The organism is Ensifer sp. GW101-20A05 (genome assembly GCF_059424735.1).
This window is the reverse complement of the sequence record NZ_JBWKZT010000004.1, coordinates 107,216-123,262: the sequence shown is the minus strand read 5'-3', so window position 1 is coordinate 123,262 and position 16,047 is coordinate 107,216. Positions and strand designations below refer to the sequence as shown.

Sequence of the window (16,047 nt, the reverse complement as noted above, 5' to 3'; positions counted from 1 at the left end):
CCTGGCGACCTGGGCCGGCCTGACGTCGGTGATCGTGCTGATGCCGATCATCGCGATCGCATGGCTCGCCGTTTCGGGCGGGGGCGACAACTGGCCGCATCTCATGGAAAACGTCATTCCGCGCGCGACCGGGCGAACGCTGCTCCTCGTTTCGCTGACCGGTGCCACCACGGCAATCATCGGCATCCTGACCGCCTGGCTGGTGGCAAGCTGCGAGTTTCCGCTTCGCCGATTTCTCTCCGCCGCCCTGGTGCTGCCGCTCGCCATCCCCGCCTATCTTGCGGCCTATGCCTTCGGTGAGCTCTTCACCTTCACTGGGCCGGTGCAGAGCCTGATCCGCTTGATCTTCGGCTTCAAGACGAGCCGCGACTATTGGTTTCCGGATATCCGCTCGCTCGGCGGCGCGGTGCTAGTGCTGAGCTCGGTGCTCTATCCTTACATCTACCTCGCCTGCCGCTCGATGTTCCTGATGCAGGGACGGGCGGCTGCGGACGTCGCGCGCACGCTCGGCGCTGGTCCGCTGAAAGTGTTCTTCCGCATCCAGATCCCGATGGCTCGCCCGGCGATCATGATCGGTCTGACGCTGGTGGCGATGGAGACCTTGAACGATATCGGTGCCGTCGAATTCCTCGGCGTGCAGACGCTGACCTTCTCGATCTTCGATACCTGGCTGAACCGCGGTAGTCTTGCGGGCGCCGCCCAGATCGCCTGCATCATGCTGGTCTTCGTCATCGGCCTGATGATGATTGAACGGGCCGCACGCCGTCGCCAGCGTTTTTCCAGCCAGAAGACGACCTCAGCCGTCCACGACGCCGTCCGGCTGTCGTTGACCGGCTGGAAGAAATGGGCGGCAATGTTCGCCTGCCTGCTGCCCGTCCTCTCGGGTTTCGCCGTGCCGTTTTTCATCCTCGGCAATTTCGCCCTGAAGCGGATCGACCAGTTCGTGGAGCCTCGCCTTCTGAATGCTCTCTTCCACAGCATCCTGGTTTCGGGCGCGACGGCGATGGCCACGGTGCTGCTCGGCTTCGTGCTGGCCTATGCGGCGCGCACCGGGCACTCCCGCGTCTCCGACACGGCCGGCCGGCTCGCCTCCTTCGGCTACGGTGTGCCCGGCACGGTGCTGGCGATCGGCGTGCTCTTTCCGCTGGCTGCTCTCGACAATGCGGTCGACGCCGGCATGCGGGAAACCTTCGGCATCTCCACCGGCCTGATGATGACCGGCACCGGCTTTGCGATCATCTATGCCTGCAGCGTGCGTTTCCTCACCATGGCGGAAGGCACGCTCGAAGCCGGCTTCCAGAAGCTCTCTCCGCATCTCGACATGGCCGCGCGCGCGCTCGGGCGCACGGGCGGACAGACCCTGCGCACCGTGTTGCTGCCGATGATGCGCCCAGCCGTTCTGACTGCAGCCCTGCTCGTCTTCATCGAAACGATGAAGGAGCTTTCCGCCACGATCATGCTGCGGCCCTTCAACTTCAACACGCTCGCCACCCTCGTCTACGAGGACGCCTCGCGGGCGAAGGTGGAGGATGCTTCGGTCGCCGCCATGATCATCGTCATCGCCGGCATGATCCCGGTCATTGCCGTGTCGCGGTCTCTCGAAGGCCGATCCTGATAGGTATCGGGAAGCCCGCCCTGCGAGTTTCTGACGGCAGCAACGGCATAAAAAAAAGGTGGCTGGGAGGCCACCTCGATAATCGAATGCTAAACCAACAAGTGCTCGAGAAGGGATGACATCATGTCTGCGGCGGCATCGCTGCCGAGCGCCGACTTACATCGACCGGCCTCAAGTTGACATGACCATGCGCCCCCAATTCTTAACAAGACCTTACCAGGCGGCTCCGCAATTTTAGTGATTTTTCAGCAAGTCTGAAGGCGTGGTTAATTCGGGGAGCGCCAACAAGTTAACGCGCCCTCAATTTTTAAGGGCCTCGAGCCCGGCAAAAAGGTCGAGCGCCTCGGGGTTGGCGAGCGCCTCCTTGTTCTTCACCGGACGGCCGTGCACGACGTCACGAACGGCAAGCTCGACGATCTTGCCCGACTTGGTGCGGGGGATGTCGGCGACAGCGATCACCTTCGCCGGCACGTGGCGCGGCGACGCGCCGATGCGGATGCGGTTCTTGATCGCCTTGGTCAGATCGTCGGTGAGCGCGATACCAGATGCGAGGCGAACGAAGAGAACGACGCGTACGTCGTCTTCCCAATCCTGCCCGATGCAGAGGGCTTCTGCGACCTCCTCCATCTGCTCGACCTGATTGTAGATCTCCGCAGTGCCGATGCGCACGCCGCCGGGGTTCAAAGTCGCGTCGGAGCGGCCGTGAATGACGATGCCGCCATGTTCGGTCCATTCGGCAAAGTCGCCATGGCACCAGATATTGTCGAAGCGCTCGAAATAGGCGGCGCGATACTTGGCACCCTCCGGGTCGTTCCAGAACATCACCGGCATCGACGGGAACGCCTTGGTGCAGACGAGCTCGCCCTTTTCACCGCGCACGGATTGCCCCTCGTCGTTCCAAACGTCGACCGCCAATCCGAGGCCGGGCCCCTGAATCTCGCCGCGCCAGACCGGCTTCAAGGGATTGCCGAGCACGAAACAGGAGACGATATCGGTGCCGCCGGAGATCGAGGCGAGCTGGACGTCCGACTTGATGCCTTCGTAGACGAAGGAGAAGCCTTCCGGCGACAAGGGCGAACCGGTGGAGGTGAGCAGCCTTAGGGTGGAGAGATCATGGGTCTTGGCCGGCACGAAGCCGCCCTTGCGGACCGCATCGATGTACTTGGCCGAGGTGCCGAACACGGCGAACTTCTCGGCGGCGGCATAGTCGAAGAGCACGTTGCCGTCGGGATAGAAGGGCGAGCCGTCGAAGAGGCAAAGCGTGGCGCCGACCGCCAGGCCCGAGACCAGCCAGTTCCACATCATCCAGCCGCAGGTGGTGAAGTAGAAGAGGTTTTCGCCGCGGCGCAGGCCGCAATGGAATCGGTGCTCCTTCAGGTGCTGCAGCAAGGTGCCGCCGGCCGAATGAACGATGCACTTCGGAACACCCGTCGTGCCCGACGAAAACAGCACATAGAGCGGATGGCTGAACGGAAGCCGTTCGAACGTCAGCGTCTTCGCCTCGAACGGCGCGATGAAATCTCCGAGAGTCTTGCCGCCCGCGATCGAGGCCGCAAGCGCTGCGCTGTCGCCGGCATAGGGTATGATCAGCGCCGGCACTGCAAGGCTCGCGGAGACCGCGCGCACCTTCGCGTCGACGTCCTGGCGCTTGCCGTTATACCAGTAGCCGTCGCAGGCGATGAACAGCTTCGGCGCGATCTGGCCGAACCGATCGAGAACGCCCTGCTCGCCGAAATCGGGAGAGCAGGACGACCAGATCGCCCCGATCGAGGCGGTCGCCAACATCAGCGCGATGGTTTCCGGCATGTTCGGCATCATCGCCGCGACGCGATCGCCCGGGCCGATGCCCTGCGCTTTCAGCGCCTGCTGTAGTCGCGACACCAAAGCACGCAGATCATTCCACGACAGGCGGTAGTCGACCTTGTCCTCACCGCGGAAGACAAGCGCATCGCCATCGCCGGTTTCGCGAAGCAGGTTCTCCGCGAAGTTCAGTTTCGCTTCGGGGAAGAAACCGGCATCGAGCATCCGGTCGCCATTGACGAGGGCAGTCGCGCCACGCTCCCCGACGACGTTGCAATGCTCCCAGACTGCGGTCCAGAAGTCACCACGCTCGGCCACCGACCATGCATGGAACGCGTCATAATCCGCAAAGGTTCTGCCGAAGCGTTCGCTGCACCAGGCGATGAATTCAGCCATTGGGCTATGCGCACGGATCTCTGGACTCGGAACCCACAATGGCTGCTCTGCTTGCATGCTTTCCTCCACTCCTACTCCATGCTCTCTATACCATGCTGCATCGCAAAATAAACAGTACCTGCAGTCGTCTCGGCATCGCGCCGGCGACATTTACCTGTCTGTTTCCTGTCCGTCGCATTTGATTTCTGAAGACCGAAGGCCTATCCAACATGCGAGATCCAAGCGATGGCGACCGGGCAGACATGACACGGAATTTCCTGCATAAGATGCGCGACGCACGCCTGCGGTCGCGGCTCAGCCGTCACCACTTCCTGTGGGCCGCAGCGATCGGAGTGGGGCTTGCTGTCGCCTACAATGCCGCACTGCCTCTGCTGATTTCGACCGCCGACGTGCGCCCGACGGTGGAGCACATGCTCGACGCCTGGTCAGGTGGGAAAAGCCGGATAACAGGCAATCCCGAGATCAGCTTCTGGCCGGAACCGACCCTCACGCTGCGCTCCGCGACGATCGAGACGGCAGATGGCACATCGCGCAAGCTCGTGCATATCGGCAGCATAACCGCGTCCTTCAGCCTGCTTTCAGCCATCGATGGCGACCCGGACCTCGAGGACATCCGCTTGATCGAGCCGGTCGTCACGCTGGAAAGGCGGACGGATGGCACGCTCAACTGGCAACGTCCACACTGGTTGACTGTGCCGGAGCGATCGACCTCCGGCGACGATACGCCCTTCGGTGACGTCACGGTCGAAAACGGACGCCTGCAGGTCATCGATCTCATTACCAATCAGACCCGTGAATTTTCCGGCATCTCCGGAACGGTCAAGTGGCCGTCCTTCTCCGAGCCTCTGGGCGCCCAGTTCTCGGGCAGCATTGGTGGACAGCTGGTAACCTGGACGCTCGACTGCAACGAACCGCTGGCGCTTCTTGCCGGCCGCGACACGACGCTCAGGACATCGCTGACCTCAACGCCATTGAACCTCTCTTTCGAAGGCGTCGGCAGTCTCTCACAAACACCGATCAGTTCGGGCCGGCTCCAGCTTTCGACCGCATCCCTGCAAACGCTGGCGGCCTGGTTCGAGGGCAAAGCCGAGCGTGCCCTGCCCGACAGCAGTTTCAACCTCAGCGCCAATGTCACGACAGGTGATAGCTCCCTGAAGCTCGACGATCTGCAGTTTGCTCTGGGCGGCGCCAACGCGACCGGTGTTCTCGACGTCTCCACGCCAGCCAACGATACGCCCCGTATTGAGGGCACGCTCGCCTTCGACCGCATCGGCCTCAACGGTTTGCAACCCCTCATCGATCAATTGCCGGTGGAGCCTGACGACATCGCCAAGCAGCTCGGTGACGCTTTCGCGCGGACCTGGCGTGCCGATGTCCGCCTGTCGGCGCAGGAGGCATTGGTCGGCCCGCTGCGGCTTGTGGATGTGGCGGCCGGCATCATCATCGACCATGGGCGCGCTTCCATCGACATCGCCGACAGCACCTATGCCAATGGCCGGCTCAGTGGCCGGATCGCCGTCTCGGAAGCGGGGTTGGCAAAGGGCGGCAAACTCGAACTTGTCCTGAAAAATGCCGACCTCGCCGCAGCGCTCGCGGACTTCGGGTTTACCGGCCCGATCCCGTCCGGCCGCGGCAACGTCAACTTCGACCTGGTGACCGAGCATCCGTTCTGGACTGAGCAGGCGGCCGAGGCTTCGGGCCGCATCAGGCTCTCGCTCGCCAACGGCACCCTCTCCAGTTTCGACGCAAACGCCTTCGCGGACCTGGTCAGGGCGGGAGAGTTCTTCTCGCTGGCTCAGGCGAGCGATGGCAGCTTCGCTTTCCAGACGGCCGACATCGAAGCCAGTTTCGGCCAGGGGTCGGCGCGGCTGAACCAGGCGCTTTTCACCGGCAAAACCGGCAGCCTCTCGGTCAATGGCGTCATTCCCTATCGCACCGGCAGCCTGGCACTCGCCGGCACGTTCATCGACACGCTCAATGCCGGACAAAGGCTGCGCTTCTTCGTCGGCGGGTCCTGGCCGAATGCGGTGATCTCGCCCCTGTCGGTCCTCGGCGAACCCAACTGAAAACGGCCGGCGTCACGGACGCCGGCCGCTGGTTGCCGTTCACAACGGACAAGCCGCTTCACGCCCAAGCGCGGAGCAGCTCCCGCTCAGGATTGCGCAAAGGCGGCCCGCTCGTCGCGCTCGCGCTGTGCCTCGCGCTGCTTGGTGACGATGGAGGCAACGACGACCCCGATTGCGACAATGCCGATGAGGATCGTGCAGATCGCATTGATTTCCGGCGTCACGCCGAGCCGCACCTGGCTGTAGATCTTCATCGGCAGCGTCGTGGCGCCCGGTCCCGTCGTGAAGCTCGAAATCACCAGATCATCCAGCGAAAGCGTGAAGGCCAGCACCCAGCCGGAAAACACTGCCGGCGCGATAACCGGCAGCGTGATCGCAAAGAAGGTGCGGACCGGGGTGGCGCCGAGATCGAGCGCTGCCTCTTCGATCGACTGGTCGAAGCTTAAGAGCCGCGACTGCACGACCACGGCGACGAAGCACATGGTGAAAGTGATGTGCGCCAGCGTGATCGTCCAGAAGCCGCGGTCAAGGCCGATCGCGACGAAGAGCAACAGCAGCGACAGGCCGGTGATCACCTCGGGCATCACGAGCGGCGCGTAGACCATGCCGGAAAACAGCATGCGACCACGGAAGCGCGTGAAGCGGACGAGCGCCAATGCGGCGAGCGCGCCGAGCACGGTCGCGCAGGTCGCCGAGATCAGTGCGACGCGGATCGTCACCCAGGCGGCATCGAGCAGCGCCTGATTGTGCCAGAGCTGCGTGTACCATTTGGTCGAAAAGCCCGCCCAGACCGTGACAAGCTTCGACTCGTTGAACGAGAAGATCACCAGAAGCACGATCGGCAGGTAGAGGAACCCGAAGCCGAGCACGATCGAGGCGATGTTGAAGCGAGACCAGGTGCCCATCTCCTACTTCCCCTCGCTGTCGGCTTTGGCCTGCGCGTTCTGGAAATAGACGATCGGCAGCACTAGGATCAGAAGCAGAATCGTCGCCACTGCCGAGGATACCGGCCAGTCGCGGTTGGCGTTGAACTCGTTCCAGAGGGTCTTGCCGATCATCAGCGTTTCCGAGCCGCCGAGCAGGTCGGGGATAACGAACTCGCCGACCGCCGGGATGAAGACGAGCAGGCAGCCGGCGACGACGCCCGCGAGCGAGAGCGGGAAGGTCACGCGCCAGAAGGCCGTAAACGGCGTGCAGCCGAGGTCGAGTGCCGCTTCGGTCAGGGTGTGGTCCATCTTCTCGAGCGACGAATAGATCGGCAGCACCATGAAGGGCAGATAGGAATAGACGATGCCGATATAGATCGCCCAGTTGGTGTTGAGGATGATCAACGGCTGGTCGATGACGTTGATACTCATCAGGAACTGATTGAGCAGGCCCTCGGGCTTCAGGATCGCGATCCAGGCGTAGACGCGGATCAGGAAGCTCGTCCAGAACGGCAGGATCACCAGCATCAAGAGCGTCGGCCGAATGGTCTTCGGTGCCTTCGCCATGCCGTAGGCGACCGGATAGGCGATCAGCAGCGTCAGGACAGTCGAAACCGCCGCGATGATGACGCTCGATACATAGGCGTTGAAGTAGAGGACGTCTTCCGTCAGCCAGACATAGTTGTCGAACGAGAACTCCCGCGCCTTTTCAAGGATTCCGGACAGGCCGCCAAAGAGATCGAAGACCGGCGTATAGGGCGGCATCGCCACTGCCGTCTGCGACAGCGAGATGCGGAAGACGATGAAGAAGGGGATGAGGAAGAAAAACAGCAGCCAGGCATAGGGGATGATGATGACGAGGCGGCTGAAGAGAGCGGATGCGACGCGTGTCATGGTCTCAATCCTTCAGAACGACGCCGGCGTCTTCGCCGAAGGAAATCCAGACCTCCTGGTCGTAGCCGAGCGGATCCTCAACCGCGCGCACCGCATTCAGCGACGACGCCTTGATCACGCGTCCGTCCTTCAGGCGCACGTGGAAGACGGTCATGTCGCCGAGATAACCGATATCCCAGATCTCCCCCTGGACGGCGTTGACGGGCGCGTGTGCCGGCGGCTGGCGGCTGACACGAATCTTTTCCGGGCGGACGGCGACGGCGGACTTGCCGCCTGTAGCCGGTCTTTCGGGCGACGCCATGCGGATCGGGAAGCCGTTGGTGCCTTCAAGGCGCACGTAGCCGCCGTCAGCCCCGCCGACCGCTCCTTCGAAAATGTTGACGTCGCCGATGAAGTCCGCGACGAAACGGGAATTCGGCGCCTCATAGATCTCGGCCGGGGTCGCGACCTGGATGACCTTGCCGTGGCTCATCACCGCAATGCGGTCGGCCATGGTCATCGCCTCCTCCTGGTCGTGCGTCACGACGACGAAGGTGAGGCCGAGTTCCTGCTGCAGGTCCATCAGTTCGAACTGGGTTTCCTCGCGCAGCTTCTTGTCGAGCGCGCCGAGCGGCTCGTCGAGGAGCAGCACCTTCGGCCGCTTGGCAAGCGAGCGGGCGAGCGCGACGCGCTGACGCTGGCCGCCGGAAAGCTGGTGCGGCTTGCGCTGGGAAAACTTTTCGAGCTTCACCAGCTTCAGCATCTGCGCGACGCGCGCAGCGATATCCGCTTTCGGCATGCCGTCCTGCTTGAGGCCGAAGGCGATGTTGTTCTCGACCGTCATGTGCGGAAAGAGCGCGTAGGACTGGAACATCATGTTGACCGGCCGCCGGTAGGGCGGGATGCCGGCGAGGCTCTGCCCGTCGAGAATGATCTCACCCGACGTCGGCTGCTCGAAGCCGGCAAGCATGCGCAGGAGCGTCGACTTCCCGCAGCCCGAGGCGCCGAGGAGCGCAAAGAACTCGCGTGTGTAGATATCAAGCGAAAGGTCGTCGACGGCGGTGAAATCGCCGAACCGCTTTGTCACGTTCTTGACGGAAATGAATGGCTTGGAAGCGGGATCCGCCCAGGGGGCAAAGGACCGCCGAATACTGCCGAGAGACTTCATCATCTATCCCCGAATGATACAGCCGATTGGGCGCTCTTGTTTTCCCCGGCGCCCATTAAGAAAATTGCCCGGATTTTGAGGTCCGGGCAATTCGTTTTCCGCTCTTACTGGCCGGTTACGACCTTTGTCCAGAGTCGGGTCAATACCCTCTGTTCCTTCGCCTCGAAGGGCGTCACCGTGAACAGTTTCTGCATCACCTCTTCCGACGGATAGATGGCGGTATCTTCCAGAACGGCCTTGTCGAGGAACTGCTGCGAGGCCTTGTTGCCGTTGGCGTAGAAGACGTAGTTCGATGCCTTGGCGACGACTTCCGGCTTCATCATGTAGTTGAGGAAGGCATGGGCTTCCTCGACGTGCTGCGCATCGGCAGGGATCGCGAACATGTCGAACCACATCTGCGCACCCTGCGACGGGATCGCATAGTCGACGGTCACGCCGGCCTTCGCTTCGGCCGCGCGGTCACGGGCCTGGAAGACGTCGCCGGAGAAACCGACCGCAAGGCAGATGTCGCCGTTGGCGAGCGCGTTGATGTATTCCGAGGAATGGAACTTGCGCACGTTGGGACGGATGCTTGCCAGGAGTTCGGCCGCCTTTTCCAGATCGGCAGCATCGTGGCTATCCGGATTGAGGCCGAGATAGGCAAGCGCCGACGGCATGACGTCGGTCGGGGAATCGAGGATGTGGATGCCGCAATCCTTGAACTTCGCCGCCAGTTCCGGCTTGAAGATCACGTCCCAGTTGGGCTTCTCGTCCGTGCCCAGGATCGCCTTCATCTTGTCGACATTGTAGCCGATGCCGGTGGTGCCCCACATGTAGTCGACGGCGTATTCGTTGCCCGGATCGTACTTCGCCGTACGCTCCATGATCACGTCCCACATATTGGAAAGGTTCGGCAGCTTCGACTTGTCGAGCTTCTGGAACACGCCGGCGGCGATCTGCCGCTGCAGGAAGGTTGCCGTCGGCACGACCACGTCGTAACCCGAACCGCCCGCGAGCAGCTTCGTCTCCAGGATCTCGTTGGAATCGAAGACGTCATAGACGACCTTGATACCGGTCTCCTTGGTGAAGTCTTCCAGAATGCTGCTGTCGATGTAATCCGACCAGTTGTAGACGTTGACCACGCGCTCCTGCGCCGAGGCCAGCATGGTCGAACCGGCCAGTACGGCTGCCGCCAGGGTTGTGACGATGAGCTTGGACATACAACTCCCCTTTTGATTTTTCGTATCGGGCCCGGCATGCCGGGACACCGTCCAATCCGCTTCGCTCAGGCCGGAGGTTAGGCATGTTTCTCGATAACCTCAAGCGCTTTCGTGCCAACAAAAGGCGCCGCCGCATCGGTCGGTGTTTTTCACAAGCCAAGGAAAATCGGGCACTTATGGCAAGCCGCCGGGCGGCTGCTCAAACCGGGCGTCACCGCTCGCCGCAGTTAACCATGTCGATGCTCGACATGTACGGACCGACGTTTACAATTGATTAACCATGATCGCCGTGCGATTTTCCGGCCGGTTGTGCATCAAGGCTTGGGTATTGCGATGGGCGAGAAGATCGTTGGCGAGAAGGCCACAGGCGGACGAAGCCGCAGGATCGACCCGAAGGAACTGAAACGCCTTTCCGTGCTCGAGCCGCACAAGGCGCTGGGCGCAATCGCTTTCGATTGGGTGATGATCGCAGCGGCGATCGCCGTCAGCGAATATGCCAGCAATCCGCTGGTCTATCTGCTCGCCGTTGTGCTGATCGCCGGACGCATGCATGCACACGGCTGCATGATCCACGAGGCCGCGCATTACCGCATCGTCCGCAACAGAAAACTCAGCGACTGGATGAGCGACCTGTTGCTCGCCTGGCCGGTGCTTGCCACCGTCGACGGCTATCGCCAGAACCATCTCGCGCACCACCAGCATGCCAATACCGACGAGGATCCGGACTGGACGGCGAAGCTCGGCATGCCGCAATTCACCTTCCCGCAGAAGCTTGCTCGCGGCATAACACAGTTGCTTGGCTACCTCGTTGCGGTCAATTCGCTGCGCGACATGCTGCACATGGCCAAACGCATGGGAAAGAACGACCGCTCGACGCTTCAATACAAGCTGCTGCGCATCGGCTTCTATGTGGCCGCCGCGGCGATCTTCACGCTGCTCGGCATCTGGCGGGAAGTGGCGCTCTACTGGGTGGTGCCGTTCCTCACTTTCTTCTGCCTGTTCCTTTATATACGCAGCGTCGCCGAGCACTTTGGCAGCATGGACTATAGCGACGAACTCACGAGTTCACGCACGGTCTATCCGCATGCCTGGGAGACGCTGTTCTTCGCCCCCCACAACATCAACTATCACCTCGAGCACCACCTCTATCCGGGCGTGCCGTTCTACAACCTGCCGGAGTTGCACGCGATCCTGATGCGCAACAAGGCCTATGCGGACAAGGCGCATATCACCCGCGGCTATACGACGGGCCTTCCGGCGGAATGCTTCGCGCCGGATGCACCGCTGCTGCCGAACCAGCATCCCGTCAGCTATTGAAAATCGAAAACGCTGAGCCCGGTCGCCATCTCATCGAGCCCCAGCGGCCGCGTGACCGGCGGCTCGGCGCGTGCCAGACAGCCCTGCCGTTCACAGAGCCGGCAGGCGGCACCAATCGCGACCGCCGGCGGCATCCCCGCACCGTAGACCACCTCATCAGCGAAGGACGCTTCGCAACCGAGGAGTAAGGCCGTGCGCCGAACCCGCTCCTGAAACGCCGCCTGCGGGCCATCCAGCGTGCGCGCCACCGTCAGAAACGCAGCGCCATCGGGCATTTCGACACGATCGACCAGAACCTGCCCCGGCACCGAGAAGGCGGCATGGATATTGAGCTTCGGACAGCCGCCGCCGAATTTCGCCTGCGGGAAGCCTGAAGCGCCGGCCCGCCGCAAGCGGTGGCCGGCATTGTCGATCTCCATCAGAAAGAAGGGCACGCCTTGTGCGCCCGACCGCTGCAGCATGGTCAGCCGATTGGCTGCCTGCTCGAAGGAGACCTGAAAGCGCGCACGCAGCACGTCGACATCATACTTCGCGCGCTGCGCGGCGGCGAGAAAGGCGGCATAGGGCATCATCAGCGCATGCGCGCCATAGCGCGCAAGCTCGAAACGGGCGATGCGGCGCGCCTCCGCCGTCGAGAAACGCAAAGGCTCGAGTTCGGTGATGATCGCCTCATGGCAGGCGATCGATACGGCCTCCATGGCGATCTCGCGGAGCTGGTCATAGGGCGATAGCCGCTCGGAGATGAAGAGGCGCATGGAATGCCGATCGAAACGGCGGCGCAGATTGGGCATGGCATGCGCCGGCAGGCTGCGCACCACCAGGCCATGCTCCTTCTTCAGCCAATTCTTGAGTGCACCCACGAGATCATCGCCTGGCGACAGAGCCTCATGAAAGGCTTCCGCCGCTGCCTCGATCGCAGCAAAATGATTGGGTCGCGCCTCGAAGGTTTCGCGCACCTCGTCCATCGGCAGCCGCGTGCCCGAAAGCGCCTCCATATGCCCCTGCCCCGCCAGCAGGTCGGCGAGGTCCTTCAGGCGCGCCGCCTGCTCGCGATAGGCGCGATAGAGTTTGACGACACCGCCGGCGGCATTGGGGGCGGCTTCCGCCACCTCGATCAGCTCCTGCTCTCCGGGCAATTCGGCTGACAACAGCGGATCGGCAAAAACCTCGCGCAATTGCGTGAGGCTGCCACCGGTTTCTCCCTGCAGCTCGTCGAGATCGACCTTGTAGACCGACGCGAGTTTCAAAAGCAGCTGAACAGTCAACGGCCGCTGATTGCGCTCGATCAGATTGAGGTAGGACGGCGAGATGCCGAGGGCCTCGGCCATGGCCGTCTGCGTCAGCGAGAGACCGTTGCGAATACGCCTGACCCGCGGACCGGCGAAGATCTTGTTCTCGGCCATTTGTAACTACCTTTACAATCTGCAACGAACGCGACGCTTTACACTTTTTACAAATTTACTTCGCGCTTCTGTCAAAGGCAAGACAAGATAACCCTTTTGACCAGGCCATTTCATTGTTTCCAATAGCCGAATATCGCAGCGCAATGTAAAACCTGTCACATGAACTCGAAACACAAAGCGCCGTGCGACGAAAGTCGAATGGATGTCCGATTTTGACAGGAGGATGTAATGACTGATTTTTACAAGCTGGTTCCGAGCGCACCGCAAGGCCGCTTCGATGGCGTCGAACGCCCCTATACCGCCGAGACCGTGAAGCGGCTGCGCGGGTCGGTCGAGATCCGCTATTCGCTGGCCGAAATGGGCGCGAACCGCTTGTGGAAACTCATTCACGAGGATGACTTCGTCAACGCGCTTGGAGCGCTCTCCGGCAACCAGGCCATGCAGATGGTCCGCGCCGGCCTGAAGGCGATCTATCTCTCCGGCTGGCAGGTTGCTGCCGACGCCAACACCGCTTCGGCAATGTATCCGGACCAGTCGCTCTATCCGGCCAATGCGGCGCCCGAGCTCGCAAAGCGCATCAACCGCACGCTGCAGCGTGCGGACCAGATCGAGACCTCCGAAGGCAAGGGTCTTTCGGTCGACACCTGGTTCGCGCCGATCGTTGCCGATGCCGAAGCCGGCTTCGGCGGCCCGCTCAATGCCTTCGAGATTATGAAGGCCTTCATCGAGGCAGGTGCTGCCGGCGTGCACTACGAGGACCAGCTCGCGTCTGAAAAGAAGTGCGGCCACCTCGGCGGCAAGGTTCTGATCCCGACGGCCGCCCATATCCGCAACCTGAACGCGGCACGGCTTGCTGCCGACGTCATGGGCACGCCGACGCTGGTCATCGCCCGCACGGATGCGGAAGCAGCAAAGCTTTTGACCTCTGACATCGACGAGCGCGATCGTCCCTTCGTCGACTATGACGCCGGACGCACGGTCGAAGGTTTCTACCAGGTGAAGAACGGGCTGGAGCCCTGCATCGCCCGCGCCGTCGCCTATGCACCGCATTGCGACCTCATCTGGTGCGAGACCTCGAAGCCAGATCTGGAGCAGGCCCGCAAGTTCGCCGAAGGCGTGCACAAAGCGCATCCGGGCAAGCTGCTCGCCTACAACTGCTCGCCGTCGTTCAACTGGAAAAAGAACCTCGACGACGCGACGATCGCCAAGTTCCAGCGCGAGCTGGGCGCGATGGGCTACAAGTTCCAGTTCATCACGCTTGCCGGCTTCCATCAGCTGAACTTCGGCATGTTCGAACTGGCGCGCGGCTACAAGGCGAGACAGATGGCCGCCTATTCGGAGCTGCAGGAAGCGGAATTCGCAGCCGAGGTCAACGGCTACACCGCGACCAAGCACCAGCGTGAAGTGGGCACAGGCTATTTCGACGCCGTTTCGATGGCGATTACCGGTGGCCAGTCCTCAACGACCGCGATGAAGGAATCGACCGAGCACGACCAGTTCCGCCCGGCCGCGGAGTGAAAGCCCGGCGGGAGCGCGGCAATCCCTGCCCGCTGCGCTCCTGCCGATCCTCATAAATCAGAGCGGGACACGGACGGAAACCGCAGACACGCCTCCGCATCCCACTCTAGCCTCGAACCTCAAGGAGAAGTCCAATGACAGTCCAGACACGCGTCAAGGAACGGGCCGAGGAACAGTCTTCGGCGATGACCCCGGACCAGCAGGCAGCGATCCGCATGGTCGCCAACGACCTGCACCGCCTCAACCAGTCCGTCATGAAGGCCGTCGATGCCGGCGTTTCGGTCGAGCTCGTTCGCTCGGCCCGCCACCACGGCGGTGAAGGCAACTGGGGCGACCTCCTGATCCCGGTCATCGTGACCCAGGGCAGGCCATGACACTCGTGGCGATGACGCTTGCGATGGCCTTGCTTTCATCCGTCTCGCTTCGTCCGCTCGCTGCATCTTTCGTTCGAAGCACAATTTATCGTTGAACATCATTGAAACTGCAGCGCGAGATCTCGGCGCACAAGATCGGAAAGGCCGGCAGCGATGCCGGCCTTTCCGTGCTCGCGGTGATCGTTCACGATGCAACGATCACCGGCAACCCACTATTTCAGGTTGATCGAACCGCCCGCTCCTGCCTATATTAGCCGAACCTACCTTAGGCAGAGGTGCGCATGCATCGATCGACGAAAGCTGCAGATACGGCCGAACTGACGGAGTTGATCTACGGCGCCGCATTTGGTGACTGCAGCTGGCAGGACTTTCTTGACCGGCTGACCACGACGATGCCCGGCGGGCGCTCGGCGCTCCATTACCACGATCTCACATCGCCAGCGGCATGCGTGCCCTATGTCTCCGGCTTTACTCCGGAGGCGATCGATCAGTTCAACAGCCATTTCGCGGCGATCAATCCCTGGATACCGAAGTCCGTGCTCGTGCCCGTGGGCCGCGGTCTCGCCGGCGAACACATTGTCTCGCGCGCTGATCTGGTGAAGTCGGAGTTCTACAATGACTGGCTGAAGGGCCAGACCGGCTGCGAGACCACCGTGGGCGTTACCATCGTGCGCAGCGCGACGCGCACATTGCTCGTATCGACCTGTACATCGTCCACGGACGAGGAACTCAACCGGCAGGCAGCCGATCAATATACCCTTCTTGCCCCTCATCTGAAACGCGCCTTCGATTTCCTGCGCCGGCGCGACCTGATGGTGGCGGAGCAGCACGAAGGCCAGACCTTGCTCGATACGATCGGTGTCGGCGCCATTTATGTCGGCGACAATCTTCGCATCCGCTCCATGAACGAGAGCGCGCAGCGGATGGCGGCGAAGGGCTCTCCGTTTCGCGTCACGATCGGCGGACGCTTGTTCATGGACGAACCGGAAGCCAACGCGGCACTGGAGCTTCTGGCCTCACCGGTCGGCACTCCCGCACAGCCGCAGGTTCGCATCGTCAGGACCGCGGAGAATGGCGCCTTTCGGATCACGCTCGTCCGGCGAAGCGCCAGTATCTTCACCGAACTCCTCGATGGCCCCACCGTCGCGGTGCTGGTCGAGCCGGCGTCCTCGCTGGTTTTTGACCAACGCCTCACCCACCTGAAAGACAGCTACGGCCTCACGCCGGCCGAAAACCGCATCGCGTCAGGCGTCGTTGCCGGCCTGACGCTGAAGGAAATGTCGCATGCCAACGGCGTCAGCTACGAGACGACCCGTACGCAGCTTAAAAGCATCTATTCCAAGACCCGGGTCAATTCTCAGGCCGCCCTGGTCAAGCTCCTGATGCGCTGAC

13 protein-coding genes are annotated in these 16,047 nt (G+C 62.1%); 7 read left to right on the top strand and 6 right to left on the bottom strand.

Annotated elements, in window-relative coordinates; translation table 11 throughout:
- Positions 1 to 40 precede the first annotated feature (40 nt).
- Positions 41 to 1,615 carry an ABC transporter permease gene (locus AC070A_RS12485; protein ID WP_255570980.1) on the top strand — a complete coding sequence of 525 codons (1,575 nt, stop codon included), beginning with the start codon at positions 41 to 43 and terminating at the stop codon, positions 1,613 to 1,615.
- A gap of 300 nt (positions 1,616 to 1,915) precedes the next feature.
- On the opposite strand, the gene AC070A_RS12480 is transcribed toward AC070A_RS12485, so the two are convergent.
- Complete coding sequence (locus AC070A_RS12480; protein WP_112994583.1) at positions 1,916 to 3,868, bottom strand: acetoacetate--CoA ligase; 1,953 nt, start codon at positions 3,866 to 3,868, stop codon at positions 1,916 to 1,918.
- A 185-nt stretch (positions 3,869 to 4,053) separates the two neighbouring features.
- Between AC070A_RS12480 and AC070A_RS12475 the strand changes: the two genes are divergently transcribed.
- Complete coding sequence (locus AC070A_RS12475) at positions 4,054 to 5,877, top strand: AsmA family protein (protein WP_112994601.1); 1,824 nt, start codon at positions 4,054 to 4,056, stop codon at positions 5,875 to 5,877.
- Positions 5,878 to 5,963: 86 nt separating this feature from the next.
- Here the strand turns inward: AC070A_RS12475 and AC070A_RS12470 are convergent, their stop codons facing one another.
- From AC070A_RS12470 to AC070A_RS12455, 4 genes are all read right to left on the bottom strand, one after another.
- Positions 5,964 to 6,782, bottom strand: coding sequence for an ABC transporter permease subunit (locus AC070A_RS12470; RefSeq protein ID WP_112994584.1), 819 nt, complete (start codon positions 6,780 to 6,782; stop codon positions 5,964 to 5,966).
- Between the two features lie 3 nt (positions 6,783 to 6,785).
- Complete coding sequence (locus AC070A_RS12465) at positions 6,786 to 7,697, bottom strand: ABC transporter permease subunit (RefSeq protein ID WP_057250993.1); 912 nt, start codon at positions 7,695 to 7,697, stop codon at positions 6,786 to 6,788.
- A gap of 4 nt (positions 7,698 to 7,701) precedes the next feature.
- The gene (locus AC070A_RS12460) at positions 7,702 to 8,844 is read right to left on the bottom strand and encodes an ABC transporter ATP-binding protein (RefSeq protein WP_057250995.1); all 1,143 of its coding nucleotides are present in this window, start codon (positions 8,842 to 8,844) and stop codon (positions 7,702 to 7,704) included.
- A 104-nt stretch (positions 8,845 to 8,948) separates the two neighbouring features.
- Entirely contained in the window at positions 8,949 to 10,043 is a 1,095-nt protein-coding gene (locus AC070A_RS12455; RefSeq protein WP_057250997.1) for a polyamine ABC transporter substrate-binding protein, read from the bottom strand.
- Between the two features lie 83 nt (positions 10,044 to 10,126).
- Here AC070A_RS12455 and AC070A_RS12450 point away from each other — a divergent pair, with 83 nt between their 5' ends.
- Entirely contained in the window at positions 10,127 to 10,321 is a 195-nt protein-coding gene (locus AC070A_RS12450) for a hypothetical protein (RefSeq protein ID WP_162727986.1), read from the top strand.
- A gap of 55 nt (positions 10,322 to 10,376) precedes the next feature.
- Positions 10,377 to 11,360, top strand: a complete 984-nt coding sequence (locus AC070A_RS12445) for a fatty acid desaturase family protein (protein WP_113736746.1) — start codon at positions 10,377 to 10,379, stop codon at positions 11,358 to 11,360.
- Here AC070A_RS12445 and AC070A_RS12440 read toward each other — a convergent pair.
- Positions 11,354 to 12,763 carry a helix-turn-helix domain-containing protein gene (locus AC070A_RS12440; RefSeq protein ID WP_112994585.1) on the bottom strand — a complete coding sequence of 470 codons (1,410 nt, stop codon included), beginning with the start codon at positions 12,761 to 12,763 and terminating at the stop codon, positions 11,354 to 11,356. The two genes, AC070A_RS12445 and AC070A_RS12440, sit on opposite strands and share 7 nt — an antisense overlap.
- A 228-nt stretch (positions 12,764 to 12,991) precedes the next feature.
- Here AC070A_RS12440 and aceA point away from each other — a divergent pair, with 228 nt between their 5' ends.
- The 3 genes from aceA to AC070A_RS12425 all read left to right on the top strand — a co-directional run bounded on the left by aceA (position 12,992) and on the right by AC070A_RS12425 (position 16,046).
- On the top strand, positions 12,992 to 14,281 hold the full coding sequence (gene aceA, locus AC070A_RS12435) for an isocitrate lyase (protein ID WP_112994586.1): 1,290 nt from the start codon (positions 12,992 to 12,994) through the stop codon (positions 14,279 to 14,281).
- A gap of 134 nt (positions 14,282 to 14,415) precedes the next feature.
- The gene (locus AC070A_RS12430; RefSeq protein ID WP_034800815.1) at positions 14,416 to 14,655 is read left to right on the top strand and encodes an SMc00767 family acetate metabolism repressor; all 240 of its coding nucleotides are present in this window, start codon (positions 14,416 to 14,418) and stop codon (positions 14,653 to 14,655) included.
- 281 nt (positions 14,656 to 14,936) lie between these two features.
- Positions 14,937 to 16,046 carry a helix-turn-helix transcriptional regulator gene (locus AC070A_RS12425; RefSeq protein WP_112994587.1) on the top strand — a complete coding sequence of 370 codons (1,110 nt, stop codon included), beginning with the start codon at positions 14,937 to 14,939 and terminating at the stop codon, positions 16,044 to 16,046.
- The last annotated feature ends 1 nt before the right edge of the window (position 16,047 follow it).